At 60.0% G+C, this 26,203-nt stretch carries 27 protein-coding genes, 1 tRNA gene and 2 pseudogenes; 14 read left to right on the forward strand and 16 right to left on the reverse strand.

Going from position 1 to position 26,203, the window contains the following annotated elements; genetic code table 11:
* Positions 1–19 precede the first annotated feature (19 nt).
* Together QMO80_RS03505 and QMO80_RS03510 are read right to left on the reverse strand one after the other, a co-directional pair.
* A complete protein-coding gene (locus tag QMO80_RS03505; protein WP_283200102.1) occupies positions 20–739 on the reverse strand; it encodes a MurR/RpiR family transcriptional regulator in 720 nt (239 codons plus the stop codon).
* Positions 737–964: pseudogene (locus QMO80_RS03510) on the reverse strand (ABC transporter permease); the annotation flags it as partial. The pseudogene QMO80_RS03510 and the gene QMO80_RS03505, both read right to left, overlap by 3 nt.
* A 473-nt stretch (positions 965–1,437) precedes the next feature.
* Here QMO80_RS03510 and QMO80_RS03515 point away from each other — a divergent pair.
* Positions 1,438–1,635: pseudogene (locus tag QMO80_RS03515) on the forward strand (JAB domain-containing protein); the annotation flags it as partial.
* Positions 1,636–1,774: 139 nt separating this feature from the next.
* The gene (locus tag QMO80_RS03520) at positions 1,775–1,978 is read left to right on the forward strand and encodes a hypothetical protein (RefSeq protein ID WP_283198905.1); all 204 of its coding nucleotides are present in this window, start codon (positions 1,775–1,777) and stop codon (positions 1,976–1,978) included.
* Positions 1,979–2,014: 36 nt separating this feature from the next.
* Here QMO80_RS03520 and QMO80_RS03525 read toward each other — a convergent pair whose 3' ends face one another.
* Positions 2,015–2,314, reverse strand: coding sequence for a hypothetical protein (locus QMO80_RS03525; protein ID WP_283198906.1), 300 nt, complete (start codon positions 2,312–2,314; stop codon positions 2,015–2,017).
* Positions 2,315–2,456: 142 nt separating this feature from the next.
* Between QMO80_RS03525 and QMO80_RS03530 the strand changes: the two genes are divergently transcribed.
* The gene (locus QMO80_RS03530; RefSeq protein WP_283198907.1) at positions 2,457–2,795 is read left to right on the forward strand and encodes a hypothetical protein; all 339 of its coding nucleotides are present in this window, start codon (positions 2,457–2,459) and stop codon (positions 2,793–2,795) included.
* A gap of 269 nt (positions 2,796–3,064) precedes the next feature.
* On the opposite strand, the gene QMO80_RS03535 is transcribed toward QMO80_RS03530, so the two are convergent.
* A complete protein-coding gene (locus tag QMO80_RS03535; RefSeq protein ID WP_283198908.1) occupies positions 3,065–3,298 on the reverse strand; it encodes a hypothetical protein in 234 nt (77 codons plus the stop codon).
* A gap of 160 nt (positions 3,299–3,458) precedes the next feature.
* On the opposite strand from QMO80_RS03535, the gene QMO80_RS03540 reads away from it, so the two are divergent.
* Both QMO80_RS03540 and QMO80_RS03545 read left to right on the forward strand, forming a co-directional pair.
* Entirely contained in the window at positions 3,459–3,632 is a 174-nt protein-coding gene (locus tag QMO80_RS03540) for a hypothetical protein (protein WP_283198909.1), read from the forward strand.
* A gap of 223 nt (positions 3,633–3,855) precedes the next feature.
* A complete protein-coding gene (locus QMO80_RS03545; protein ID WP_283198910.1) occupies positions 3,856–4,119 on the forward strand; it encodes a hypothetical protein in 264 nt (87 codons plus the stop codon).
* A 17-nt stretch (positions 4,120–4,136) separates the two neighbouring features.
* On the opposite strand, the gene QMO80_RS03550 is transcribed toward QMO80_RS03545, so the two are convergent.
* Positions 4,137–5,066, reverse strand: coding sequence for a hypothetical protein (locus QMO80_RS03550; RefSeq protein WP_283198911.1), 930 nt, complete (start codon positions 5,064–5,066; stop codon positions 4,137–4,139).
* 242 nt (positions 5,067–5,308) lie between these two features.
* Here QMO80_RS03550 and QMO80_RS03555 point away from each other — a divergent pair, with 242 nt between their 5' ends.
* From QMO80_RS03555 to QMO80_RS03575, 5 genes are all read left to right on the forward strand, one after another.
* Positions 5,309–6,337, forward strand: a complete 1,029-nt coding sequence (locus tag QMO80_RS03555; RefSeq protein ID WP_283198912.1) for a hypothetical protein — start codon at positions 5,309–5,311, stop codon at positions 6,335–6,337.
* Between the two features lie 71 nt (positions 6,338–6,408).
* The gene (locus QMO80_RS03560) at positions 6,409–6,912 is read left to right on the forward strand and encodes a Gfo/Idh/MocA family oxidoreductase (protein WP_283198913.1); all 504 of its coding nucleotides are present in this window, start codon (positions 6,409–6,411) and stop codon (positions 6,910–6,912) included.
* Between the two features lie 225 nt (positions 6,913–7,137).
* Positions 7,138–8,544 carry a Si-specific NAD(P)(+) transhydrogenase gene (gene sthA / locus QMO80_RS03565; protein WP_283200103.1) on the forward strand — a complete coding sequence of 469 codons (1,407 nt, stop codon included), beginning with the start codon at positions 7,138–7,140 and terminating at the stop codon, positions 8,542–8,544.
* Positions 8,545–8,604: 60 nt separating this feature from the next.
* The gene (locus QMO80_RS03570; RefSeq protein WP_283198914.1) at positions 8,605–9,408 is read left to right on the forward strand and encodes an endonuclease/exonuclease/phosphatase family protein; all 804 of its coding nucleotides are present in this window, start codon (positions 8,605–8,607) and stop codon (positions 9,406–9,408) included.
* Between the two features lie 156 nt (positions 9,409–9,564).
* Positions 9,565–11,334: a radical SAM protein gene (locus tag QMO80_RS03575; RefSeq protein WP_283198915.1), complete on the forward strand. Its 1,770-nt coding sequence runs from the start codon at positions 9,565–9,567 to the stop codon at positions 11,332–11,334.
* A 109-nt stretch (positions 11,335–11,443) separates the two neighbouring features.
* Here QMO80_RS03575 and QMO80_RS03580 read toward each other — a convergent pair whose 3' ends face one another.
* The 5 genes from QMO80_RS03580 to QMO80_RS03600 form a co-directional block, all read right to left on the reverse strand.
* Complete coding sequence (locus QMO80_RS03580) at positions 11,444–11,866, reverse strand: nuclear transport factor 2 family protein (protein ID WP_283198916.1); 423 nt, start codon at positions 11,864–11,866, stop codon at positions 11,444–11,446.
* 150 nt (positions 11,867–12,016) lie between these two features.
* Positions 12,017–13,501 carry a trigger factor gene (tig, locus tag QMO80_RS03585; RefSeq protein ID WP_283198917.1) on the reverse strand — a complete coding sequence of 495 codons (1,485 nt, stop codon included), beginning with the start codon at positions 13,499–13,501 and terminating at the stop codon, positions 12,017–12,019.
* Positions 13,502–13,703: 202 nt separating this feature from the next.
* A tRNA-Leu gene (locus tag QMO80_RS03590) sits at positions 13,704–13,788 on the reverse strand.
* A 153-nt stretch (positions 13,789–13,941) separates the two neighbouring features.
* Positions 13,942–14,532, reverse strand: coding sequence for a GDYXXLXY domain-containing protein (locus tag QMO80_RS03595; protein ID WP_283198918.1), 591 nt, complete (start codon positions 14,530–14,532; stop codon positions 13,942–13,944).
* A complete protein-coding gene (locus QMO80_RS03600; RefSeq protein ID WP_283198919.1) occupies positions 14,529–15,632 on the reverse strand; it encodes a DUF2157 domain-containing protein in 1,104 nt (367 codons plus the stop codon). The genes QMO80_RS03595 and QMO80_RS03600 overlap by 4 nt, the downstream gene beginning before the upstream one ends.
* 869 nt (positions 15,633–16,501) lie before the next feature.
* Between QMO80_RS03600 and QMO80_RS03605 the strand changes: the two genes are divergently transcribed.
* The 3 genes from QMO80_RS03605 to trmFO all read left to right on the forward strand — a co-directional run bounded on the left by QMO80_RS03605 (position 16,502) and on the right by trmFO (position 18,648).
* On the forward strand, positions 16,502–16,648 hold the full coding sequence (locus tag QMO80_RS03605; protein WP_010067591.1) for a DUF1127 domain-containing protein: 147 nt from the start codon (positions 16,502–16,504) through the stop codon (positions 16,646–16,648).
* A gap of 303 nt (positions 16,649–16,951) precedes the next feature.
* The gene (locus tag QMO80_RS03610) at positions 16,952–17,095 is read left to right on the forward strand and encodes a DUF1127 domain-containing protein (RefSeq protein ID WP_003573524.1); all 144 of its coding nucleotides are present in this window, start codon (positions 16,952–16,954) and stop codon (positions 17,093–17,095) included.
* Between the two features lie 119 nt (positions 17,096–17,214).
* Positions 17,215–18,648, forward strand: a complete 1,434-nt coding sequence (gene trmFO, locus QMO80_RS03615) for a methylenetetrahydrofolate--tRNA-(uracil(54)-C(5))-methyltransferase (FADH(2)-oxidizing) TrmFO (RefSeq protein WP_283198920.1) — start codon at positions 17,215–17,217, stop codon at positions 18,646–18,648.
* A gap of 15 nt (positions 18,649–18,663) precedes the next feature.
* On the opposite strand, the gene QMO80_RS03620 is transcribed toward trmFO, so the two are convergent.
* The 5 genes from QMO80_RS03620 to yajC form a co-directional block, all read right to left on the reverse strand.
* On the reverse strand, positions 18,664–19,131 hold the full coding sequence (locus tag QMO80_RS03620) for a hypothetical protein (protein WP_283198921.1): 468 nt from the start codon (positions 19,129–19,131) through the stop codon (positions 18,664–18,666).
* Positions 19,132–19,203: 72 nt separating this feature from the next.
* Positions 19,204–20,061, reverse strand: coding sequence for a phytoene/squalene synthase family protein (locus QMO80_RS03625; protein WP_283198922.1), 858 nt, complete (start codon positions 20,059–20,061; stop codon positions 19,204–19,206).
* Positions 20,062–20,063: 2 nt separating this feature from the next.
* Complete coding sequence (locus QMO80_RS03630; protein WP_283198923.1) at positions 20,064–20,450, reverse strand: Mth938-like domain-containing protein; 387 nt, start codon at positions 20,448–20,450, stop codon at positions 20,064–20,066.
* 4 nt (positions 20,451–20,454) lie between these two features.
* On the reverse strand, positions 20,455–22,995 hold the full coding sequence (gene secDF, locus QMO80_RS03635; protein WP_283198924.1) for a protein translocase subunit SecDF: 2,541 nt from the start codon (positions 22,993–22,995) through the stop codon (positions 20,455–20,457).
* A gap of 42 nt (positions 22,996–23,037) precedes the next feature.
* Entirely contained in the window at positions 23,038–23,385 is a 348-nt protein-coding gene (gene yajC / locus QMO80_RS03640) for a preprotein translocase subunit YajC (RefSeq protein WP_003573534.1), read from the reverse strand.
* Positions 23,386–23,588: 203 nt separating this feature from the next.
* Between yajC and QMO80_RS03645 the strand changes: the two genes are divergently transcribed.
* Positions 23,589–24,461 (forward strand): ATP-binding protein, encoded by an 873-nt coding sequence (locus QMO80_RS03645; protein ID WP_283198925.1) that lies wholly within the window; start codon positions 23,589–23,591, stop codon positions 24,459–24,461.
* Between the two features lie 54 nt (positions 24,462–24,515).
* Here the strand turns inward: QMO80_RS03645 and QMO80_RS03650 are convergent, their stop codons facing one another.
* Positions 24,516–26,108: a peptidoglycan DD-metalloendopeptidase family protein gene (locus tag QMO80_RS03650; protein WP_283198926.1), complete on the reverse strand. Its 1,593-nt coding sequence runs from the start codon at positions 26,106–26,108 to the stop codon at positions 24,516–24,518.
* Positions 26,109–26,203: the final 95 nt, after the last annotated feature.

A 26,203-nucleotide genomic window follows, 5' to 3' on the forward strand; every position in this document is an offset into this window, starting at 1 on the left:
TTTGAGGGAAATGGGCGCGCTATTGTCCAGTAACGATCGGAATACGAGGATCATCCTTGCTGCCCTGGAGGCGGCTTGCCAACGCAACAGTCAAAGCCTGGGCTAGGCACATCGGAGCAGCAAGAGAGCGCGAGAACGTGTATTCATGCTCCGGGACAGGGAAGAGAACCGTCGCAGACTTGGCTAAAGGTGAAAGTGTGCTATCGGAAATGGCGACGATAGAAATGCCCCGGGCGGCCGCATCTTCCACCACGTTCACAACTTCAGTCGCATAGAAACGAAACGATACGGCAAAGAGGAGATCCGTATCCTTCATCGTACGCCCCATATATGTGGCAAGCCCACCACCTGGGTCGAGAAGAACACATCGCTTTCCAAGCATGGTAAGAACGTACCGCAGCAGTTCAACCACTGGCGCTGAACGCAGCTGACCGATTAAGAAGATTGTCTCGCTTTTTTCCAGAAGGTCGACCGCTGTGGCCAAGTCCTCACCGGAAATTTGCGCAAGAATGTCCTGTAAGGACGCTATATCCCTCACCACGAGGTCGCGAAGGAATCCCGCCTCGCTTCTATCCGTCCGCGCACCGAGCTCCGTCTCCAATGCCTTCTTTCGCGCTTCGAAACCAGGAGCGGCGGTGGAGAGCCGGCGCTGAAACAAGCCTTGCAGATCCTTGAAGCCCTCATAGCCGAGGTACTGGGCGAAACGGACGAAGCTGGAGGCGCCCCCGCACAGGCTCACGCCACCGATGACCGCCGCCGCGATTGATTCCAGCAACAGTGTTCCACCGCTGACGCCGCCGTCAGAGAAGACACCGACGCCGAGAGTTCTCGACGATGCAACGATCCCAGCAATTGCCGCAATACCGCCGGCGATTGCAAAGGCAGCCATGCGAATGAGTGGCACGTTGATGCCGGCTCGGCGTGCCGCTTCGTCATTATTTCCAACCGCATATAGATAAAGGCCGAATCGAGTTTCGCGCCCATGAGATTAAGGCCGTTTTGGACCGTGCCGATGACCAGGGCTCCCAAGAGCGCTGCGTGGATAGCGCGTGGAGAACGAAGTTCGTCTGATCGTCACCGGGCTTCTGCTGGTCCTCGCCGTTTCCATAGACATGATCATTGAAAAGCTGACGGGACAACAGTCCTTTTGAGGGTTGCGGGCGGCTCCGGTAGCCGCCCGGCAAGGCAGATCGATTTGACATTGCCAATCTTTTGCTGTTCAGCGCATGATGCAATGAGATTTGCAGGTTTAGGAAATGGCGAAGATCGAACCACCGCGAGATTACGAGGAATTCATTCGTCTGGTCCATGACCGCCACGGCGACATGAGCAAACCTATCAGAAAATCTCAGTCTATCTTACCCAGAGCCGAATGATGTGGCAGTCCTCTCTGTCAATGCGATCGTGAAGCGCTGTGGCATTCACGGCATTGAGGACGAGACCCGCGAACAATTCCGCATCCTCTTCCTCGACAAGCGCAATGTGCTGATCGCCGACGAGGTGCAGGGCCGCGGCACGGTCGACCATACGCCGGTCTATCCGCGCGAAGTGGTCAAGCGCGCGCTCGAGCTTTCGGCAACGGCAATCATCCTCGTACGTAACCACCCTACCCCTGCGCAGCAAGGGCTTGAGGTGGTGAGTTCAGCTTCTCTTCGGGTCATTCCCAATGTTCTGCATCTGTTCCTTATAAGTCAATGGGTGCCTGTTGATAATCAGCGGGCGTGTCCCCACCTCAGCTTGGTTAATAAACTAAGCTATATTGAAGGTAGTAAAAATGCAGACCACACATACTGATATCGTCGCCGAATTCATCGCAGCCTACGACCTGAAGCCAGGATACGCAGTCCCCCAAAAAGGGCGACTGGCGTTCTCCATCAAGTACGGCATCAACTACGACGACCTCACCCGGCGTCTGGAGGATGCCGTTCAGCAAGGAAGGCTCATCAAGAAGGGCGTAGGCAGCTATTTCGTCCAATAAGTGATCTGCTGCGCAGCGTCTGCCGGCGTTGCGCAGCTACCACCTCACTAGCGCTTGCCAACGCCTCAACACGTTGTCACCCATGAACAGCTTCACGTCGGCCAGCACCTGCGCAAAGCTCGGCTCCTTGTCGCTGTTCCGGCGCCACCAGCCTAAAGCCCGTTTGATGGCGTACAGCGGGTAGCCTTCCAGATCCTCGCACCAGCCGTTGACCTTGGCCTGCATCAGGCGCGGGTCATGGCGGAGGCCGAACGGGAACAGGGCAAGGAACTTGGCGACCTCGACCGCCAGCTCGGCACCCTTCTCACGGGCAGGCTGGAGAATCTGCTCAAGCACCGCCACCTCCCTAGAAAGGCAGATCGCTTCCTCCTGCGTCAAAGTCGGCTTGGCCGATGGCCTGCCGTTCCACAGATACCTATCATCTTGGGGCATGGCCGCGAGGATGGGCACCGCCTGCCGACCCGGTGCTGCCCGCGAGTTGAGCAAAGAGCAGATCGATTTCGAAAACGGACTTGTCTACCTGAATAGGAAAGGCAGGCGGCAGACCGGCAAATATCGCCCGACGATCAAACTGCCGCCTACGATAGTCGCACGCTTCCGTGACCGACCAGATGGCGTGCTGGTGCATTGGCGGGGGCAGGCGACGGAGAAGAACGAACGGCTTATGCGGATCGCGCGAAAGCGGGCCGGGCTGGGCGAGGACGTGAACCTGTATTCCATCAACCACTTCTGCGCCCGCTGGATGCGGCAGAATGGCGTTGATCCATGGTCATGTGCCGCTCAGCTTGGTCACGGTGCCGGTGGTCGGCGACAGTAACCGAGCGCTATGCCACTGCTGACCCGTTGTACCTCCAAGGGCGTTGTAATGCCCTCGAAACTCTTTTGCAGGCCGTCCTCGCGCCAATTGCGGGAGAGAGGGCACCAGTCAAGGCACTCCGTTGCCCGTTCTGATCTTTGTGTTTCTCCTTGGTATCGGCGGCTATGTCTTAGGCCCTCCCACCCGAAATTAAATAGGCCAAGGATGCGGGGTTGGGTCCGCACGCTGTTGGATACAACCATTAGGCGAAACAACAAAGTCGGCAAGAACTATTTCGCGATTGTATCGCGCAGACCCCAAAACAGGTTCCACCAAGGGCTGGCACGCATTTTCTGGCTATTCAGACAGGCTTCGCGGTTCGCGAAGACACCGGTGCCGGTCGCGGTATTCCACTCTGCACAGCGGTCCAGCTGGACGGCGTAGTGGTAGTTTTCCAGTCGGATGACCGCGAGGCCCATCCAGACATTCAGCAGCAGCGACAGCAGCAATAAGACAGTTCGCATAATGATTTCCCCTAACGCCGGGCCACCATGGCCGATTCTTGAGGCTACCGCAGCCTATGCGCCGCTATGCCTCGACGCTCCCTTCTGCATCCTCAAGTATACTTTGACGGATTCACACAACCATCTCATGATTCAGGGCACCCAAACACGGAGCAACATCATGAGCGTTACACCAAACCAACTTCGGGAGGATATCGAGGACCAGTTTGAATTTCCTGACTTCCCGCCGCGTATGACGGCGAACCGATCCAAGGACTTCAAGCGTCCTTGCGAGAAATGCGAACTGGCAGAATGCCGCTGCATCGGCTGGAAAGCCTTTGATGTGGTGAATTGAAAGGCGGTGATCCTTCATCTCCTCTTACGGGGCTGAGGTAAACCGCTCCGGCTTGTGCAAGCTACCACGGCTCCCAAAGCCCGTGACGGCGAACACAGGCGATCATGCGTACGGGCCGCATGTAAATATGCCCGCCCAATCCCGCCACCGTCCTCCTGTTAGGTGGCGGTTTACTGGCCCTGCACGCGAATGTGCGGGGCCTTTTCTTTTGGAGAAGACAGCGATGATTATCGAGCCTTACCCCTCCGGAACGGAAGTACCGGCCTTCTACGACGCGTTCATCGACAAAGAGGGCAACCTCTATGGCATGAACCCGCAGCCATCGGAGCTACGCGATATAATGCAGGTGGTGATTGCTTATGAGGACGGACGGTTGACGCAGGATCAGAAGGACTGCCTGACTTTTCTCATTAAGATCAACCACGTTACGGACATCTTCTTGTTCGAAGGGAAGGAATTCGTCTCCCTGCCCGTTCCGCAGGTCTAAGCCCTCTCCGGAGGGCTTTATTTTATCCTCCTCCCGGTAGTTAGCTCCACCCGATATTCCATCCCGCCTAGGGTTTCTGCCACTTCTTTAGCGGCTTTCATGTTCCTGTCGTTGTTCAGGACACTACAGAGCACGAATGCCGTGTTCTCCTCGATCGTCGCAAATGACTCAAAGTGCGTTTCCATTGCCTTCCTAACATCTGCGATCAGGTAGGCAGCCGACTGGACGCTCGACGAGACTTTGATCGAGATCTCGTCTTGAGCAAACTGTATGGTCGTCTGCGATCCGCGACCGACCCATCGCAGGGGTTTCGCGAGATGGCGTCCGGACGATTCCACGACAAAAGGCGAAAAAGACGCAACAGGATTATCTGCCCGTTCGAGCAGAGCGACCCGGGCATTGAGGTTCGCCATCTGCTCCTGCATCACCTTTTCGCCCGGCGTCGCATTCTCCTCAAACTTCACCACGCCACGGGTGCGCGTGACCGGGTTGTCCACCTTAAAGTCTTCAGCAAAAGTCGCTTCAAGAGCTTCCCTCAAGGCGGCCTTGGCTGATTCGAGAGCCTGCGGCGTCGCCACAGAGAACGGGATATGTCTGAACAACTTGATATCGAATGGTATCGGGTCGTTAGCGCGGACCATATGAATGATTGGCTTGTTCACGACGTGACGCACCCCGATCTCGTAGAAAACGTTCGGGTTGAGGGTAGTGATGTCGGCGATGACCAATTCCGCATCAAGCAGCTGTTCGATGATCTGAACGTCAATCAGCCCAGGCGCAGGCATCTTGTCAGCCCGGACGATCTGGTAGTTCGCATAATGTGCGGCGAAGACAGGCGTGATGATGCCTTCGAGAAGCCAGTCGGCGTGAATTCGTTCCTGACTTCCGTCATTACCGATCGGACTGACGACGAAGCATGTTTTCTTCTTAGCAGGCTTCTCGGCCATAGATCACCCCAACTTCTAATACGCATATCTCTAGCAACCATTTAGAGAGTTACAAGCCGGCGCTTACATCCCGTCCCCACGCCTTTCTTTTGACGATCATCAAAAGAAGGGCGATTCTCGTCGGACACTCCGGCGCTGGGGGTTTTAGGATTTCGAAACACTGCTTCTTCCATCAGACAAAGCCTCTGGGGCTTTTTCTTTGCCGCGACTCAGCCTCTATTACAACTTATACGGAGGCGAAGATGTTCAAGAAGAAAACCGTGTTTGTCGTTGGCGCAGGCGCCAGCAAGGAAGTCGGGCTACCAGTAGGTGACGAGCTGAAGACTGCCATCACCGGCAAGCTCAATATTCGCTTCGATGACGGATATAGCCAGAACAGTGGTGACAAAAAGATTGTCGAAGCCCTGAGGCTGATAGTCAATGAACGAGGCGAACGTGACATAAATCCGCTGTGCCAAGCCGGACGGATCATCGCGTCGGCGATGCCTCAAGCCATTTCGATCGACAACTTCCTGCATACCCACGCCAACGACGCCGATATTGTCCTGATGGGCAAGCTTGGGATTGCCGCCAGCATTCTTGAAGCCGAACGCAGTTCCAAGATTTGCGCTAAAGAGGGGGTGATTAACTTCGCGGCACACCCTCATATCTGGCATAACACATTCTGCAAGATGCTAGCCGAGAACGTCCAGTTGGGCGATCTCGAAACGATTTTTGACAATGTGGCTTTCGTTACCTTCAACTACGACCGATGCATCGAGCATTTCATCGCGCATTGGCTGGAGAACTACTTCCGGATCAGCGCGGATCACGCCCAGAACCTTACCAAAAAGCTGAAGGTCTTCCACCCCTATGGACAGGTAGGGCGATTGCCTTGGCAGGGCGGAGGTGTCAGCGTCGGCTACGGCACCGAGCTATCATCGCGCACGCTTCCGCAGATTGCCGGTCAGATTCGCACCTTCACTGAGCGTGTCGAGGATGACGCCATGCTTGATGAAATGCGCGCATACATCGCTAACTCCGAGCAGATCATTTATCTGGGCTTTTCCTATGGGCAGATGAATATGGAGCTGCTGACTATTCCCACATGCAGCATCTACAAAAGCGTCTTCGGTACCGTTTTCTTAATGTCCGCGCCCAACGTCACAGCCGTACAGAATAGGGTTCGCATGTCGCTGACAACCAACACCCAAAACTGGGTCGGGCGGCAGGAATATCTCGGAGCAGAGGCAAACAAGCTTCTGAATGATTACTGGTATCACCTCGTTTAATTGCACCCGCGCTTCGCGCCCACCCCTACCACCCTCTCGGGTGCCAGTGACAGAGCTCTGTGTGCTACACGTTGACCGCGGATCTCGCCACCTTTGTTGAAGGGCGCGCCTTGGATGACAACGCTCATGTCATGCTGCGCTATGAAGGCGGCGCCCGTGGACTTCTCTGGTCTTCACAGGTAGCGCTTGGATCATCAAATGGCGTGCGGCTCCGGGTGTTTGGCGAGCAAGCCTCGCTAACGTGGTTCCAGGAGCAACCGAACGAGCTCGTGCACGCTCGGCTGAATGGAAGGACTGAAATCATCAAACGCGGTGCGGACGACCTTAGCGAAGGCGCCAAAGCGCGGATCCGCACACCTCCCGGCCATCCCGAGGGTTATCTCGAGGCATTTGCGAATCTGTATGCCGGCTTTGCTGAGGCAATCCGTGCCAAGCGCGAAGGACGCGAACCGACAGCGATCGGACGCGATATTCCGACTGCACATGATGGGCTCAAGGGTGTCGCATTCGTCGATGCCGTTGTTGACTGCGCAGCGGCAGCCAATCAGCCTTGGTTTACGCCAATTGCCGTTTAACCATTCAAGCCCGTCGACGCGGCCAAGGCGCTCCGGTATCCCCGTCCACGACGATGGCATCATCGGCGGGGATGGCCATGTCAGCCTGAAGGGGCTGAAGCTGATCTGAAAAGCACAGGCGGGCTTGAATCGACGCTCGTAAAACAATCTGTAACATTGACCGGCTACCGATAGAGGGGCGACATTTCGCGGCGCAATGATTCCTTTCCAATCCGGGGCCAGATGATGCTTCAGTACGATCTTGTTGTGGTGGGCAGCGGTCCCGCAGGGCGCCGCGGCGCGATCCAGGCTGCGAAACTCGGCAAGAAAGTGCTTGTCATCGAGCAGGGCAAACGCGTCGGCGGCGTCTCCGTGCATACCGGCACCATCCCCTCCAAAACGCTGCGCGAGACCGCCCTCAATCTTTCAGGCTGGCGCGAACGCGGCTTCTACGGCCGGTCTTACCGCGTCAAGGAGGAGATCAGTGCGGACGACCTGCGCCGCCGCCTGCTGATCACGCTCAATCACGAGGTCGAGGTGCTGGAACATCAGTTTGCCCGCAACCGCGTGCAGCATATTCGCGGCAAGGCGAGCTTCATCAATGCGTCGACGCTGCAGGTGATCAAGGATGACGGCGAGGTCACCCAGGTCACCGCCGCCAGCGTGCTGCTTGCCGTCGGCACGAAGCCGTTCCGCCCGGATTACATCCCCTTCGACGGCAAGACCGTCCTCGACAGCGACGAGTTGCTCGATATCCAGGAATTGCCGCGCTCGATGGTCGTCATCGGCGCCGGCGTCATCGGCATCGAATATGCGACGATCTTCAGCGCGCTCGACACGGCCGTCACCGTCATCGACCCTAAGGCGACGATGCTCGACTTCATCGACAAGGAAATCGTCGAGGACTTCACCTATCAGCTGCGCGACCGCAACATGAAGCTGCTGCTTGGCCAGAAGGCCGACAAGGTGGAGACGCTTGAGGGCGGCAAGGTCGAGCTGACACTCGACAGCGGCCGGCGCCTGACGACGGATATGGTGCTGTTTGCCGCCGGCCGCATGGGCGCAACCGACGCGCTGAACCTTCCGGCCATCGGGCTGGAAGCTGACAGCCGCGGCCGCCTCAAGGTCAATCCGGAAACATTCCAGACATCGGTTGCCAACGTCTATGCCGCCGGCGACGTTGTCGGCTTTCCGAGCCTTGCCTCGACCTCGATGGAACAGGGGCGCATCGCCGCCCGCGTCGCGATCGGCGCGGTTGCCAAGGAGCCGCCGAAATATTTTCCCTACGGCATCTATGCCGTGCCGGAAATTTCCACCTGCGGTCTGACCGAAGAGGAGATGAAGGAGCGCGGCATTCCCTACGAATGCGGCATCGCTCGTTTCCGCGAAACCTCGCGCGGTCATATCATGGGCCTCGACACCGGGCTTTTGAAGCTGATCTTCTCGCTGAAGACACGCCGCCTGCTTGGCGTGCATATCGTCGGCGAAGGCGCCACCGAGCTGGTGCATATCGGCCAGGCGGTGCTCAATCTCAAAGGCACGGTCGAATATTTCGTCGAAAACACCTTCAACTATCCGACGCTTGCCGAAGCCTACAAGATCGCCGGCCTCGACGCCTGGAACCGGATGGGCGACATCAAGTCGGAACTCTGAGGGCGTCTCATAAGCGGCGGGCTCGTCTAGATCCGGCCGCCAAAACGGAGCCGAACGCTATTGCGCATCATTTCGCTGAACGCCTGGGGCGGCAGGCTGCACGAGGCCCTCATTGACTATGTGAGACGGGCCGATGCGGATGTGCTGTGCCTGCAGGAGGTGTTGCGGGCGCCGGGGGCAGATGAGGGATGGTCGATCTATCGGGATGGGGAGCTGGAGCTGCCTCAGCGCGCCAATCTGTTTGCAGAGATCGGCGCCGCCCTGCCCGGCCACGCCGGCTTCTTCTGCCCGACATCGAGAGGTGAGCTGTTTAACGGCGAGACCACCATTGCCGCCGAATTCGGGCTGGCGACCTTCGTGCGCAAATCGCATTCGGTCATCGCCCAAGGGCTGGACTTCGTGCATGGCAGTTTTTCCACCAATGGCTGGGGCGAACATCCGCGGCCGCGCAACGCCCATTGCATCCGTGTCTTCAGCCATGAGCACGCTTCCAGCCTTACCATCGCCCACATGCATGGCCTGCGTGATCCCGCCGGCAAGAGCGACACAGCCGCGCGCAAAGCGCAGGCCGCAGCATTGGTTGCGCTCATCGAGCGCGTCCGGCCGGGTAACGAAAGGCTCGTCGTCTGCGGTGATTTCAATGTATTGCCCGACAGCGCGACCTTTCCGATTCTCGCCGGATTGGGGCTTTCGGATCTCGTCACCGGCAGCGGCCTTGTAGACACGCGAACCTCCTACTATCTGAAGCAGGGCCGCTTTGCGGATTACATGCTGGTCACGCCGGAGGTGAAGATTGCCAGGTTCGAGGTGGTCGAGGCGCCCGAGGTCTCCGACCACCGCGCATTGCTGCTCGATATCGGGTAGTATATTGAGGAATGTGCTGCGAGAAGCGTTTTGCGTGCAGCGCCGTTTTTTTACGCCTTAGTTTGACCGCCTGAATCGTATTGATACGCCATGCCTGATAGATGCATTCAACGTCATTTTGCCTCCGGCAAAAGCTTCTGAAGAAAGATGATACTCTTGTCCCATGTCTTGGAAGCTGCGCGCCGACGTTTTCAGCTGATCCTGATCAAGCCGTCGCATTATGACGACGACGGCTATGTCATCCGCTGGTGGCGGGCGATGATTCCTTCCAATTCGCTTGCGGCTCTCTATGGCATCGCCGCCGAATGTGCCGAGCGCAAGGTGCTCGGGCCTGATACGGCAATCGATGTCACCGTGATCGACGAGACCAACACGCGGATCGACTTCGCCGGATTGCTCGCGCAGTTCAAACGCCACGACAATTTCGGCATGATCGCGCTGGTCGGCGTCCAGACCAACCAGTATCCGCGCGCGCTCGATATCGCCCGGCCCTTCCGCGATGCCGGCCTACCGGTTTCCATCGGCGGCTTCCATGTTTCCGGCTGCCTGTCGATGCTGGATGGCAAGGCGGTCGGGCTCGAAGCCTGCCGCGACATGGGCATTTCGATGTTTGCCGGCGAGGCCGAGGGCCGGCTGGAGATGGTGCTGCGCGATGCCGCGAGCGGCGAGCTGAAGCCACTCTACAATTTCATGAACGACCTTCCCGGCATCGGCGGCACGCCGGTTCCCTTCCTGCCGAAGGACAATATCCAGCGCACCCTCGGGCTCAGCACCAGCTTCGATGCCGGGCGCGGCTGTCCCTACCAGTGCTCGTTCTGCACCATCATCAACGTGCAGGGACGCAAGTCACGCTTCCGCTCGGCCGACGATGTCGAAAAGCTGGTGCGGATGAACTGGGCGCAGGGCATCCACAAATTCTTCATCACCGACGACAATTTCGCCCGCAACAAGGATTGGGAAGCGATCTTCGATCGGCTGATCGAGCTCAAGGAGCGGGACGGCATTCCGCTCGGCCTGATGATCCAGGTCGACACGCTCTGCCACAAGATCCCCAATTTCATCGAGAAATCCCGGCGCGCCGGCGTCACCCGCGTCTTCATCGGCCTCGAAAACGTCAATCCGGACAATCTGACCGCCGCCAAGAAGAACCAGAACAAGATCACCGAATACCGCAAGATGCTGCTCGCCTGGAAGGCGCAGGGCATCATGACGCTCGCCGGTTATATCCTGGGCTTCCCCGCCGACACGCCGGAATCGATCCGCCGCGACATCGCGATCATCCAGGAAGAGCTGCCGCTCGACGTCATCGAATTCTTCATCCTCACGCCGCTGCCGGGCTCCGAGGACCATCAGGTGCTGTGGAAGAAGGGGGTCGAGATGAATGCCGATCTCAACATTTACGATGTCGAGCACGTCTGCACCGCGCATCCGAAGATGAGCAAGCAGGAGTGGGAAGACATCTATCACGAGGCCTGGTCGCTCTACTACTCGCCTAAGCATATGAAAACCCTGCTGCGCCGCGCTGTGGCGACCGGGGTGCCGCTCGCAAGGCTCGTCAAGGTTCTCGTCTCCTTCGCGACCACCGTGCCGCTGGAAAACGTGCATCCGCTGCAGAGCGGTCTCCTGCGCCTGAAGACGCCTTCGGAGCGGCGCCCGGAACTGCCGCGCGAGAATCCGCTGGTCTTCTGGCCGCGCTTTGCCTGGGAAACCTTCAGAAAACACGCTTCGCTTGCCGGCACGATCATCGGCCTGACGATTTCGGCATTCCTGATTTCACGGGAAGCAAAGTCGAAGACCTATATGGATCAGGCCCTGACGCCGGTTGCCGACGACGAAGAGGAAACACTCAACCTCTTCACCAAAACGGCCGGCGGCGCTGCGGCCGTCAGCCATGTGAGGAAAGTCGCGGAGCTGACGCGGCATTGAGCTGCAATTACGCGAATGCCCGTCGCATCAAACTTGATTCATGCGACGGGTTTTAGAGCGCGTCGCACGAATCACGTTTGATACGATACGGTTCCAGCGGGCTCGAGGTTTAAGCGACCTGGATGATTCGGGTCGCCTCAGCCACTTGCAGCGTGTCGACGAATTCGACGATCTTGACCGGTTTCCCATCCTTGAAATGGATCTTGTCGATGAATTCCGTATGGAAGCTCACACCCGATGGGATGTGCCTGACCTCACCTTCGCGATGGGCGAAGACCATATGCTCGTCCTCGTCCACATAGATGCCGGCTGTCTTGATCTTGGATAGATCCCACACAGTGATGAGCTGCTCTATCACCTGGCGAAAGGCATGCCCGCCGGATTCAGTCGAAAAAGGCGCCAAACGTGTATTGCCGGCCATCCGGAAGGTGCAATCCTCACCAATCAGCGCCAGCGTGCCCTCGATATCGCCGCGGTCACGCACAGCGTAGATTTCTTCCACGCGTTTCTTCATGTCATCTTTTGCAGTCATTTTCAGGCCCTCCCACCTCCAGCAAAATCTGCATCGAATTATGCGTCGATGCAACCCTTTGTTGCCGCAGTTGATGCAACTCAATGGTCGAGAATAGCAAAAGGCCCCGCACGATGGCGGGGCCTTGCAGACTTCAGAACCGGGAAGCGATTATTCGCCGCTTTCGTCGGCTGCCTTCTTCTTCGGTGCAGCCTTCTTCTTCGGAGCGGCTTCTTCGCCTTCACCGGCGTCGGCGGCTTCGGTCTTGGCGGCAGCCTTCTTCTTCGGGGCGGCCTTCTTGGTCTCGGCCTTCGCTTCGCCTTCTTCCTCGGCGAGCAGTTCTTCCTTGGTCACCTTCTTGTCGGTGACGTCGATTTCGGTCAGCAGGTGATCGATGACCTTCTCTTCGAAGATCGGGGCGCGGATCGAAGCGGCGGCACCCGGCTGGCTGCGGAAGAATTCGAGGATCTGCTTTTCCTGGCCGGGATACTGGCGCAGCTGATCGTAGATGGCGCGCTGCATCTCGTCTTCTGTCACTTCGACGCCGGCCTTTTCGCCGATTTCGGAGAGAACGAGGCCGAGGCGGACGCGACGCTCGGCGAGCGTCTTGTATTCCTCACGTGCCTTGTCTTCGGTCGTATCTTCATCCTCGAAGGTCTTGCCTGATTGAGCGAGGTCGTTGTTCACCTGGTTCCAGATGCCGTTATATTCGGCATCGACCAGCGAGGCCGGGGTTTCGAACTTGTACATCTCGTCGAGCTGGTCGAGGATCTGACGCTTCAGCTTCTGGCGGGTCAGCGAGCCATACTGCGATTCGATCTGGCCGCGGACGATTTCCTTCAGGCGATCGGCGGATTCGATGCCGAGCTTGGAGGCGAGTTCGTCGTTGATCTCAACCTTGCCAGGCGCTGCAACGTCCTTGACCGTGATGTCGAAGGTCGCTTCCTTGCCGGCGAGGTTCTTGGCCGGATAGTCGGCCGGGAAGGTCACGGTGATGGTCTTCTCCTGGCCGGCCTTGACGCCGACGAGCTGGTCTTCGAAGCCCGGGATGAAGCGGCCCGAACCGATCACCAGCTCGGCGCCCTGATCGGTGCCGCCTTCGAAGGCTTCGCCGTCGACCTTGCCGACATAATCCATGGTGATGCGGTCGCCGTCAGCGGCCTTGCCGGTCTTGGTCTCGTAAGCGCGGGCGCTTTCGGCAACCTTCAGGACCTGCTCGGTGACTTCGTCGTCGGAGATGTCGATGACTTCGCGGGTGACCTTGATGCCCTTGACCGACTTCAGTTCGATCGGCGGCAGCACTTCATAGGAGAGCGTGAATTCGAAATCCTGCTCGGCGGCGAGGATCTTGTCGGCTTCGTCCTTATCCTCGGTCATGGCGATTTCCGGCTGCGTGGCCGACTTCTCGCCGCGGCTGGAGAGGATGGCGGCCGGCTGTTCGCGGACGATCTCGTTGACGAGCTCGGCCATGATCGACTTGCCGTAGACCTTCTTCAGGTGAGCCGCGGGGACCTTGCCCGGACGGAAGCCGTTGATGCGGACCTTGTCCTTCACATCGGCAAGACGCTGATCCATCTTGTCCTGCATGTCCTTGGCCGGGATAACGACCTTGATTTCGCGCTTCAGCCCTTCAGCGAGCGTTTCGATAACCTGCATGTCTTCCTACCTTCATGTCGTGGCGGCCGTGCCCAGACGCCGTTCGTTTCGATGAGCACGACGCCGGCAGCGTGCCGCGCGTGGCTTTTCCCAATTCCTGTATCATTCCGCCAAAAGGGGAACGGCACTCACTTCCGAGTATTCGGAACAACCTTCGGTCATTCGGGGACAACTAAGTTCTAGTCTCCCCCTGCAAACAGCCTGGTGCGGGTAGAGAGACTTGAACTCCCACGCCTTGCGGCACCAGAACCTAAATCTGGCGTGTCTACCAATTTCACCATACCCGCGTCCACAGAACCGCATGCCTATGCCTGCGCATGAGGCCTTCCGGAGCGCGGCGTCTCTATATCACCCGATTTGGTCGAGGCAAAGGAAAAATGAACGGCAAATGACAGGGGATTTGGGACCCGCAAGCCGCCCTGCCCCAAAGGGTTCAAGGATCAATAGAGCGGCTCTTCGTAAACCGGCTTGCCGTCGACGACCAGGCTGCGAATCTGCGCGCTGCCGGCCGGCGAGACACGCACTGAAATGGCGACGTTGCCATCATTGCGGGCTTCCTCGATTGGCTTGCCCTGACCTTCGGGAACATAATAGCGCTCGATGCCGTATTCGACACGGATGCTGTCGCCGGCGGCAAGTCCGCCACTGTAGAATGGCTGGCTGCGCAGGATCACGGTCTCCGGCAGCGGCGGCAGTTGGTGAAAGGACGATTCGGTCACTGTCCAGAAACCGTCCTCCTGCTTCTTCAACCGAACCCATAGAGTGCGCTCGCCGGGCTCCGCCGGAATACCGCCGGACACCGTCTGCACCGGCACCGAGGAAATATCATAATTCAAGACGACATAATCGCCGCGCAGGAAATCGCGCGGATCGACTGGCGCCGTCTTCAGCAGCACCTCGGTGCCGTTGGCGAGGATCGACGCCCGGCTCTGGATAACCGTGCCGAGGATCACGGTCTGCAGGGCGGCGACGATGATTGCCGAAAACAGATAGCCGTTGCGGGATTGCAGCCTTGCCGTAAACGAGTTCATGCGCGCTCCCCTGGTGCATTGGCCGAAAAGCGCCGTTCGAGACGAATGACGATCCATGCCACCAGCGCGACGACGAGACCGGAGAAGAGAAAGAGGCTCGACGTGCCGAGGATCGATCCGACAGTCACGGAGGCGAGATAAAGCATCTCGGCGGCAAAGGTAGTATAAGCGAGATAACGCACCGCGCCGTTGTCCCTGCCATGCAGGGCGATCGCCAGCACCGAAGCGCCAAGCGTCGCCACCCCGAGCACCACCAGCCGCCAGCCGTCCTCGATCTCGATATGCAGCAGCAGGAAGCCAGTTGCGGCGACAAGGAAGCTGTAGAAGGCCGGGGCCGCACCGGCGCTCCTGACCAGGGAGGCAACAGGCCGGGTCGGCAACGCCGTCAGGACGAAGGCCGCCATGCCGCCGAGCGCGAAGGCGAGCGCCACGGCAATCTCCTCATAAAGCGTATAGAGCCAGGCAAACCAACCGATCAGCAGCAGATAGGCAAGATGGCGTGCCCGCTCGGCGCCGGTATACCGCACCAGCCCGATGACGATCGCCGCCATGACGGGCGCCATCCAGGGATCGAGCCCGATCCAATGGCTGTCGTAATTCTCGAGATAAACGGCAAAAGACGCCCAGGAGAGGAAACCGGCGACGACGGCCACCGCGCCCGAACGGAAGAGGATCGCCGAGATCGTCGCGATGGCGAACCAGAGATACATCACCGTCTGCTCGTCGCCGGAGAGATGATACATCTGCCCGACCAGCGAAATGGCGCCGCCGAAGCTCATCGCACCGATGATCAGCATGCCGCTGGCCGCCGCTGTCGCACCGCGGGCGAGCATTCGGGCAGCGGCGATGTGCACCACCCAGATCAGGGCCAGGATGGCGCCGACGCGGACAAGGCGCGGAATGGCCTCCCAGTTGGAGGCGACGACCAGCAGAATGGCGGCTGCCAGCAGCAGCGCCGCCAGCGCCATCAGCACCCTGCCGAGGCTGAAGCTTGCCGGGCGGCTGTCATATTCGGCGAGAAGCGCACCTGCCGTTTCCTGCCCCAGCAGACCCTTGCCCACCCAGAGCGAGAGATCCCGCTCCAATCTGCCGCGATACATGCTCCCTCCTCATTTCCGCAATGCCGACTGCGGCGCTGCGGCCTATGCTGTTATAGACCGAGCATGAGGCTTCGCAAACGCCCTTGCGACAAAATACAATTTCCTCATTGGTCTAACTTGTATCGCGCATTAACCGGCCGCTAACGCCAGAAGCGCTAATATAAGCATATGGACGGAGAGGTATGCGCCCGCTGCAAACCACTCATGAAATTATTGCACTGCAAAATAGTCATTAGTCATACTATTTATAAAGACATCGAAGCACGGGGATGGCGCCCCTGCCCGGCTCTGCCGGACGCCCTCGGATCCCTTTGTCCGTGACGATATTCGTAGCTGCGCACTCCTCCTCCCAGCGCGCTATGATAGGCTGGCAACACTCCTCCTCCCAGTTGCCAGTCACCATAATGCGCCCGCCGGACCCTCCCCCGGCGGGCGTTTTTATTGAGCAAAAACGCAATTAAAGCATTGGCGACCCCGGGATTTCCGTCACCTGACGCCGATGTGCCGCACTGCTGTCACACCACGCCCGCTGACGCTGCGGACAAATGGGCGGCTTTAATGCGAAGCGAAATGCCTCGGTGGAGCGGCTGCACCGACGGAACCGCCGGAGGGAGCGGCGTTATTCAGCAATGGGGCCTGTTTCGGGCGCCAAACCAGATTGCCTTCCTCAGAATCATTCTGCCTATTCGTTGACCAAAAAGCGGTAAGTCTGCGTCAAATACGCCTGAAGCGTTGCGTAGATCGCATAGGTGATCTGAAAACTTGGCTGTTTTAGTCTTTCGCGCCGCAACATATATTCCGGTCATCAAATAGAGGTCAGCGCCGATCGGTGGCTGCTGGCAGATGAAACCCTCGGAAAGGGGCTTAACATGAACTTCTCTCGCTCTTTCAATAATTGGCGCAAGTATCGTCAGACGGTCACGGAACTTGGCCGCATGACTAACCGCGAATTGCATGACCTCGGCATCGACCGTTCGGACATCCATCGCGTTGCCCGTGAGGCTTCTTCCCGCTAATTCCAGGCGATCCGCTGCTCCTCCCAAGCAGGATCGTTCTCGGTTGAAACGCCCGCTGTACCCACAGCGGGCGTTTTCTTTTGTCTGCATATAACCGCCGCGGCAGTTGCATGTTTTTCCCGGTCGTTAGCCCGCTTAAAAAATATTCACCGCTTAATTGACGAGCATCACACTGCACAATTGCATGGCAGACGCCAATTATTTGCACTGCACAATAAGACGGTTCTCGCCTATATAAACATCAACCGCAGAGAGATAGGCGATCCCGCCATCCAGCGGACATTTGTTTGAGGAAAAAACACAATGAACCCGATCCGCATTGCAAAAAGCTGGCTCAGCTACCGCCGTACGCTCAACGAACTCGGCGGCCTTTCGAACCAGACCCTGTCCGATATCGGCGTCAGCCGTTACGACATCCGCAATATCGCATCCCGCTCGTTTCGCTAATTAGCCGGCCGTTAACGGCCCGCTAGTAGCGAGCGTGATGCTCCCAAGACGGCGCCGCAGGGCGCCGTTTTTGATTCCGGGGTGTTGGATCGCACCTGCCGACATGATATCAGCCCGGGATGAACACGATCTCTTCCTATTCCCCCATCCACGTTGTCGGCGGCGGGCTTGCCGGCTCGGAAGCCGCCTGGCAGATCGCCAATTCCGGCGTTCCCGTCATCCTGCATGAAATGCGCGGGGTACGCGGCACGGATGCGCATAAAACAGACGGGCTTGCCGAACTGGTCTGCTCCAATTCCTTCCGCTCCGACGATGCGACCAGCAATGCCGTCGGCGTCATCCATGCCGAGATGCGCATGGCGGGCTCACTGATCATGGCTACTGCCGACCGGCATCAGGTTCCGGCCGGTGGCGCGCTCGCCGTCGATCGCGACGGCTTCTCCGAAGCGGTAACCAAGGCAATCCATGACCACCCGCTCATCACGGTCGTACGCGAGGAAATCACCGGCCTGCCGCCTGGTGACTGGGATCTTGCCATCGTCGCCACCGGGCCGCTGACGGCGCCGTCGCTCGCAAGCGCCATCCAGGCGGAAACCGGCGAGGATTCGCTTGCCTTCTTCGACGCCATCGCGCCGATCGTCTACCGCGAGAGCATCGATATGGATATCTGCTGGTATCAGTCGCGCTACGACAAGGTCGGGCCCGGCGGCACCGGCAAGGATTACATCAACTGCCCGATGGACGAGGCGCAGTACAATGCCTTCGTCGACGCGCTGATATCGGGAGACGCGGTCGGCTTCAAAGAATGGGAAGGCACGCCCTATTTCGACGGCTGCCTGCCGATCGAGGTGATGGCCGAACGCGGCCGCGAGACGCTGCGCCACGGACCGATGAAGCCGATGGGGCTGACGAACGCGCATAACCCGACGGTCAAGGCCTATGCCGTCGTGCAGCTGCGGCAGGACAATGCGCTCGGCACGCTCTACAATATGGTCGGCTTCCAGACGAAGCTGAAATATGGCGCGCAAGCGGATATCTTCCGGATGATCCCGGGTCTGGAAAATGCGGAATTTGCCCGTCTCGGCGGCCTGCACCGCAACACCTATATCAACTCCCCCACTTTGCTCGACCCGTCGCTGACCTTGAAATCGCGGCCAGGCCTGCGTTTCGCCGGCCAGATCACCGGCTGCGAGGGTTATGTGGAAAGCGCCAGCGTCGGGCTGATGGCCGGCCGTTTCGCCGCCGCCGAACGCAAGGGTGAGGCGATCTCGCTACCGCCGGCGACGACGGCGCTCGGCGCGCTGCTCGGTCATATCACCGGCGGGCACATCGTCACCGACGAGGAGCCGGGCAAACGATCGTTTCAGCCGATGAACATCAATTTCGGGCTGTTTCCGGAGCTCCAGCCCGGTTCGATCGTCAAGCCCGAGGGCGTCAAGCGTTTCCGCGGCAAGGACAAGACGATCATGAAACGGCAGCTGATCGCGCGGCGCGCGCTTGCCGACTGCGCCGCCTGGCTCGGCCAGACTTCGCCATTTGCCGAAAGCGCCTGATGGGTCGCTTCTGATCTACTGCTTGTTCGCCGCCACCGTATTGCCGGACGGCAAGTCCTTATCCGGCTCGGCAATATAATTGCCGAGCAGCCAGAGCGCGACCTCCGAAGACTCCTTGGCGGAGGCGAATTCGAAATCGCCGCTGTGATGGGGTGCATCGAGGAAATCGATCACCAGGCCCCTGCCCGTTTGCGAGCTGACGACGCGCACGCGGCCCGGCTCGATCAGATGGCAGGCGAAGTGGCGCGACATGTTGCGCATGAAGCCGGCCTTGTTGTCATGCAGGCGCACGAAGATCGCCTGGCCGTTGTCAGTCGCCTGCAACTGGCGGATCGCCTCGTTCGGAAAGGCGCGCCCGAACTCGATGATGGCGAGGCCGGTGTCGTGCAGGCCATCTTCCTTGTTCTGCGCGGCCATGCGCGTGACCACGAAGGCAAAGAAGATGACGATGGCGAAAAGAACGAACCAGACGATAATGCCCACGCCGAGTCTCCGATCAAAGCAGTAGCGGTTCAGCCTTGTAACGCGTGAGACTTGCGCGAGTTTGACCGGGCGTCAGATTTTTCTGCGGACTGAGGAGAGCGCCATACTGAGCTGGCGGCGCCATTGCGGCGGCTGCAGCGGCCGGTCGAACAGGACGGCGCCAAGCTTCTGCGCCTTGACGAGCACCGGTTGCGCCAGGGTCGCCGGCAGAAAGGCTGGAAAGACCGCCGGCGCGATCGGGCCCGCCGCCCTCGCCTTTGCCAGATGTTCGCGGCCGAGACCGGCGAAGGCCTCGATGGCGGCTGAGATGCGCGGCCTGTCTTCACCGGCGAGGAAGGCATCGCGGTCAAGACCGGTGGCGGAAAGGATCTGCAGCGGAATATAGAGCTGGCCGCGGCGGCGATGCAGCGGTATCAGCAGCAACAGGCCGGCGACCGCCTGCGCCACACCGGCATGGCCGGCCGCGTTCGCCGATCGTGCAGCCTCCTCAGGCGAGAGCACGAGGCTCGCAAGCTGGATCAGGGCCGATGCCGTCTCGCCGGCATAACCTTCGAGCGAGAGACGCGTTTCCATCGGATCGTCATAGAGATCGAAGGTGCGGGCCTCGATCATGTCGATCAGCGTCTTGCGCGGCAGGCGGTGCGTTTCGATCGCCGTCAGAAGCGCTGCGGCGACGGGATTGGCCGCCGTCGAACCGTGGGCGCTGCCTTCCAACAGGTCGTGCCAATATTGCAGCCGCACCTCGCCGGGCAATGGCTCGTGGACGAGATCCCGGATGCGGGCAAGCTCGGCATTGAAGGCGTATAGGGCTGCAAGCGCGCCGCGCTTTTCCTCCGGCGACAGCAGGCAGGCAAGGTAGCGGTCGCGATCGCTGTCACGCAGCATCGCCAGGCAGATCTCCTGGTTCGTCGCCGTCTTCGCTTCACTCATCGTCAGACCGCGATCAGTGCCGCGGCGACGGCGCGCTGCTCGGCAAGCATGATATTGAAGGTGCGTACCGCTGCACCGGTGCTCATCGGATCGGAGGCGATGCCGCGCGCCTTCAGCGCCTGCTTCAATTCCTCCGGCAGACGGCGAAGCTCGGTTCCGGTGCCGACGAGCAGAACCTCGATATCATCAGCTTCTTCAAGCACGCGGCGGAAATTTTCGGGCGACAGCGGTTTCGACATGTCCATATCCCAGCCGTGAATGCCGGAGGGAAGGCAAAGGATCGAGCCGCGATGCGACATATCGGCAAAGCGGAAGCCCCCATTGCCGTAAGTATCGACCGGCGCGCGCCCGGGGAAATGGGCGGCGCGGATTTCTATGCCTTTTGCCATGTTTTCAAACCACCGTGCCGGATTTTACACCAGCATCCGTTTTGTTGCTCTCTTCCCCCTCGGGGCTCTCCGGCCGCAGCCGGAAGACGATCAGCACAGGAGCGGCGATATAGATCGAAGAGAAGGTGCCGAGAGCGACGCCGAAGAGCATCGTAAAGGTGAAGGAGCGGATGACCTCGCCCCCGAAAAGATAGAGCGCGAGCAAGGCGAGCAGCGTCGTCGCCGCGGTCAGGATGGTGCGCGACAGCGTCTGATTGATCGAGGCGTCGATCAGGATCGGCAGCGGCATCTTCCGGTATCGCGTCAGATTCTCGCGCATCCGGTCATAGACCACGACCGTGTCGTTCAGGGAATAACCGACAACGGTCAGCACGGCTGCGACGCTCGTCAGGTTGAATTCCATGCCGGTCAAGACGAAGAGACCGAGCATGATGATGACGTCGTGCAGCGTCGCGACGATGGCGCCGACCGCAAACTGCCATTCGAAGCGGATCCAGATGTAGATCAGGATCGCCGCAAGGGCGGCCAGCACGCCGAGCGTCGCCATCATCGTCAATTCGCCCGAGATGGCGGGACCGACGACCTCGACACGGCGAAAATCATAATCCGCCTCAAGTTCGCCGCGCACCAGCGTCGCCGCCGACTGCTCGGCATTCTCGCCGCCGCCCTGGGAGGCGATGCGGATGCGCGCATTCGACGCTCCGCCGGCGCGCTCGACGCCGACCTCGCCGAGATTGAGATCGTTGAGGCGCGATTGAATATCGGCGAGGTCGGCATTGCCCTGCTTCGCCGTCACTTCGATGAGCGAGCCGCCGGTGAAATCGATGCCGAGACGCAGGCCGGCGGTGGCAAAGGCGGCCATGGCGATCAGCGAGATGATCGCCGACGCGGTAAAGACGTAACGGCGGATCCCCATGAAGCGGATATTGGCGTGTTCGAACAGATGGGTCAGAACGCTCTTCGGCAGATGCCGGGGATGGCGCCTGTTCAGCCAAGCGGCAACGATCGAGCGCGTCAGCGTGAAAGCCGTGAAGACGGTCGTCAGGATGCCGACCGCCAGCGTCACCGCGAAACCGCGGATGGATTCGCTGCCGAGGAAGAAGAGGATGATGGCGGCGATGAAGATCGTGACATTTGCATCGACGATCGTTGCGAAGGCGCGCGCGAAACCGCGGCCGACGGCCTCCGCAAAGGAATGGGCGGTTTTCTCCTCTTCACGGATGCGCTCGTAGATCAGAACGTTCGAATCGACCGCCATGCCGACGATGAGCACGATGCCGGCGATCCCGGGCAAGGTGAGCGTCGCGCCGGCAAGGCTGAGCACCGCGACGATGAGGATCAGATTGAAGACGAGCGAGACGACGGCGATGACGCCGAGAATGCGGTAGAGCGCAATCATCAATGCTGCGACCAGCACGACGGCGACGAGGCCGGCAATAAGGCCGGAGAAGATGGAGTCGGCGCCGAATCTCGGGCTGACGCTGCGTTCCTCGACGCTCGTCAGCGTCGCCGGCAGGGCGCCGGCGCGCAGCATGATCGCAAGGTCGCGAACGCCATCCTCGGAGAAGTTCGCCGAAATCGTACCCTCGCCGCCGGTGATCGCCGCATCGATAACCGGTGACGACATCACCTGGTCGTCGAAGACGATGGCAAGATTCTTGCCGATATTCTGCCCCGTCACCTCGGCCAGCCGCCGCGTGCCTTCGGCATCGAGGCGGTAGGCAATCGAGCTATCCTGCGTCTGTGCATCGACGACAGGCTGGATATCGACCATGTTGCTGCCGGCGACGAAAGCCGTGCGGTCGACGAGATAGGGCACCGGCGGATCATCAAGCGAATAGAGCACCTGCGATGTCGCCGGCCAGCGGCCGTTCAGCGCCTCCTGCCCCGACATGCTTGGGTCGATCAGATGAAAGGAAAGCTTGGCCGGCTGGTTCAGCAGGTTCTTCAGCCGCTCGGCATCGACCGATCCCAGCACCTGCACGACGATCCGGTCGGCGCCATCGGGACGAACGAGGAAATTCTCATAGCCGAATCCAGCGATGCGGCGGCTGACGATATCGAGGGACCGGGTCCGGGCGGCGGCGACGTCGGCGGTGATGCCGGCGTCGGAAATCTGCAGCGATAGCTGCTCCTCGTCACCCTGCTGCAGCGCGACGCCGGGTCCGGAACGGCCGCCGGCCACCGTCAAAGGCTTGAGGAGATCGACTGCTTGCTGCGTCTCAGACGGATCGGTGATGCGGACGGTGACGGTCTGATCGTTGCCGGTCAGCCCGGTATAGCGAATGCCGGCGCCGCGCAGCGCATTGCGCACACTGGCGACCGCCTCTTCCAGGCGGTCCTTGACGATATCGGAGCGCTCGACCTTCAGGACGATATGCGAGCCGCCCTGCAGATCGAGACCGAGTGTCACGCGGTCGTGCCGCAGCCAGCCCGGCAGAGAGGAACGCTGCGCCTCGCTCAGCAGATTGGGCGCAGCGATGACGATGGCCGCAAACGCGGCCAGCCAGATCAGAAGTGTTTTCCAACGGGAAAAATGCAACATTCTCTCGACGATCTTCCGATCCGGCGGCTGAGTTATCGCTTATTACGCTGCGTCGGCCTTGACCGGCTCACCCTTGACGCGCACATCCGAGATACCGCTGCGGACGATGCGCACGCGAACGCCATCGGCGATCTCGACTTCGACTTCCTTGTCGTCGATGACCTTGGTGACCTTGCCGACGAGACCGCCACCGGTGACGACCTGATCGCCGCGGCGGATCGCCTTCAGGGTTTCCTCACGCTTCTTGGCCTGTGCGCGCTGCGGACGGATCAGCAGGAAGTACCAGACGACCATCAGCGGCACGAACAGGATGATCATTTCGAAACCGGAGCCGCCGAAACCGGTTGCGGTATCGGTCGCACTCTGGGCGAATGCCGGGGTGATGAACATGCTAAACTCCTCAGGCTTGGCGGCGGAACTCCGCCTGTTTTTTCAGGTTGCCGGACTATAGTTGCCGCTTCGATGAATGCAACAGAAACAGCCGGAAACAGTACCGATTCCGCTGCCTCATAACCTTTCCGCCGTCAAAACGCCATGCTACCCCGCATCGAAAGATAAAGCCGATTGCCGCAGCAAGAAATCAGGAGCTTGCGATGACCGAGGAAATCAACATTGCCCTGCTGGCCGAACTGAAGCGGCTTGCAAATGCCGTCGAGCGCCTTGCCGGGCCAGCACCTGCCGTCAACGATTGGGATGCCGCCGACTGTTTCGTCTGGGCGCCGTCGCGCCAGCATCTGCAGCCTGTGAACAGGCCGAACCGGGTGGCGCTGAAGCTCATCCGCGGCGTCGATCATGTGCGCGACATCCTGCATGAGAATACGGTGCGGTTCGCCGAGGGTTATGCCGCCAACAATGTGCTGCTGTGGGGCGCGCGCGGCATGGGAAAATCCTCGCTTGTCAAAGCCGTGCACGAGGATGTCAGGCGGGAAAGCGGCGTCGCGCTGAAGCTCGTCGAAGTCCATCGCGAGGATATCGCCAGCCTCCCCACGCTGCTCGACCTCCTGAAGGACACGCCGTACCGCGTCATCGTCTTCTGCGACGATCTCTCCTTCGACCACGACGACACCGCTTACAAGTCGCTGAAGGCGGCACTCGACGGCGGCGTCGAAGGGCGGCCGGACAATGTGCTTTTCTACGCCACCTCGAACCGGCGCCATCTGCTGCCGCGCCACATGATGGAAAACGAGCAGTCGACGGCGATCAATCCATCGGAGGCCGTCGAGGAAAAGGTTTCGCTTTCCGACCGCTTCGGCCTCTGGCTCGGCTTCCACAAATGCAGCCAGGAAGATTATCTCGGCATGATCGACGGCTATGCCGATCATTTCAAGCTCGGGCTCGACCGCGCCAAGATGCATGCCGAGGCGCTGGAATGGGCAACGACGCGTGGAGCCCGCTCCGGCCGTGTCGCCTGGCAGTATATTCAGGACCTGGCCGGACGCATGCGCGTCCATATCGACCGTGGCTAAAATAACAAAAGCCCGGCGGATGGCCGGGCTTTTGCGCTTCCTGGGACGCTGTACCTATTCCAGGAAAGTCATCGGGTTAACAGGAGATGCGTCCTTGCGCACCTCGAAATGGACCTGCGGCTGCTTGACGTCGCCGCTCATGCCGGAGACGGCGACGGTCTGGCCACGCTGGATCTTCTGGCCGCGGGCGACGCTCAGCGTATCGGCATTGCCGTAGACGGTGACCGTGCCGTCGTCGTGACGGACGAGAACCGTGTTGCCGAGTTCCTTCAGGCCGTTGCCGGCATAGATGACGACGCCGTTTTCGGCAGCCTTGATCGGCGTTCCCTGCGGCACGGAGATGTCGATGCCGTCATTGCGGTTGCCGTTGACGTTGGCGCCGTATGAAGCAATGACCTGGCCGCGGACCGGCCAGCGATACTTGCCGATGCCGGTCGACTCAGGTGCGGCGGAGCTGACGTCGGACTTCTTCTCGACATCGTCGACCGTCTGGGTGGCGGCCGGCGCCTTGTAGGGCGCGGGCTCAACGGAGGCCGTCTGCTGGGCGGGCGCCGTCTGAGCCGGCTTCGGATCGACCTTCTGAGGCTGGATCGACGCTGTCTTGATAGTGTCGGCGGTGCCGTTCGGGATCTTCAGCGCCTGACCGATCCGAACCGAGCTGGCCGACAGGTTGTTGGCGGCCTTGAGATCGTCGATATTGGTGCCGGTCGCCTTGGCGATCTTTGCAAGCGAATCCCCTTGCTTGACGACATAGGTGCCGGCAGGCGCTTTCGGATCCTTGCCGGCGCCGGCCGGAAGCTTGCCGGCGGCATCGGCGCTCGCAATGGTCTTGTCGCGGGCGGAATTGGCGCCGGGAACGACGGCGACGTTCTGCTCGGGCGTCTTCACCGGTTCCGGCATCTTGCCGGGCTTGGAGAGATCGGCCGCCTGCGACGCCGCCTTGGCAGCGTTGCCGCCATTGAAGGTCGGGATCAGGATCGCCTGGCCGGGCGTGGCGGCGGAAGCTGTCTTCAGGTTATTGACGCGCAGGATTTCCTTTTCCGGAACACCGAAGCGCCTGGACAGCGTCGCGATGCTTTCACCCGGACGCAGCGTCACGGAAGGAGCATTGGTCCCGGACCAGCCGGAGACCTTCGGCGTCGTGCCCGTCGTCAGTGTATCCGGCGCCAGCTTCGGCGCAGCCGGGGCCACCAATCGATTTTTTTCCGCCTTGGGTGCCGAAGGGAAAGGCTGGGCGAGCGCGACTTCCTTTTCCCGCTGCCGGGATGGCGCCGCCGCCGTCGGAGCCGAAAGTTCCGAACGCTGCACCGCAACCGGCGCCGAGGCCATACGGGCGTTCGACGTGCGGACCGGATCATAACTCGGGTTCGACGGATAAGGCTGGTTCAGCGCGCCATTGCCGCCGCCATAGCCAGACTGACTGGCAACGGCGGAGCCGCCCAGATCGGCGCGCGGCACCGGATCACCCTGAACACCGCCCCTGCGCGGAATGGAACTTGTGGTGATCTGATCCTGCCCTGAGGAGGAAAACAAACCGCCGAACCGTGTCACATCGGAACTGCAGCCCGTTGCGGCACTTGCCAGCAGACCCACAACCAGAAGATTACCGGCCGACTTCCCGAACTTCGGCGAAAGACTGAAACGCATTGACTCGACCCACTGAGAACGCAACCATTTGTGAGTCTATTAAAACGCGTTAGTATTACCACGCAGTTAAGATGCTGGAATCAGTGCGATATTTT

This window comes from Rhizobium sp. BT03, assembly GCF_030053155.1.
Taxonomy (GTDB): domain Bacteria; phylum Pseudomonadota; class Alphaproteobacteria; order Rhizobiales; family Rhizobiaceae; genus Rhizobium.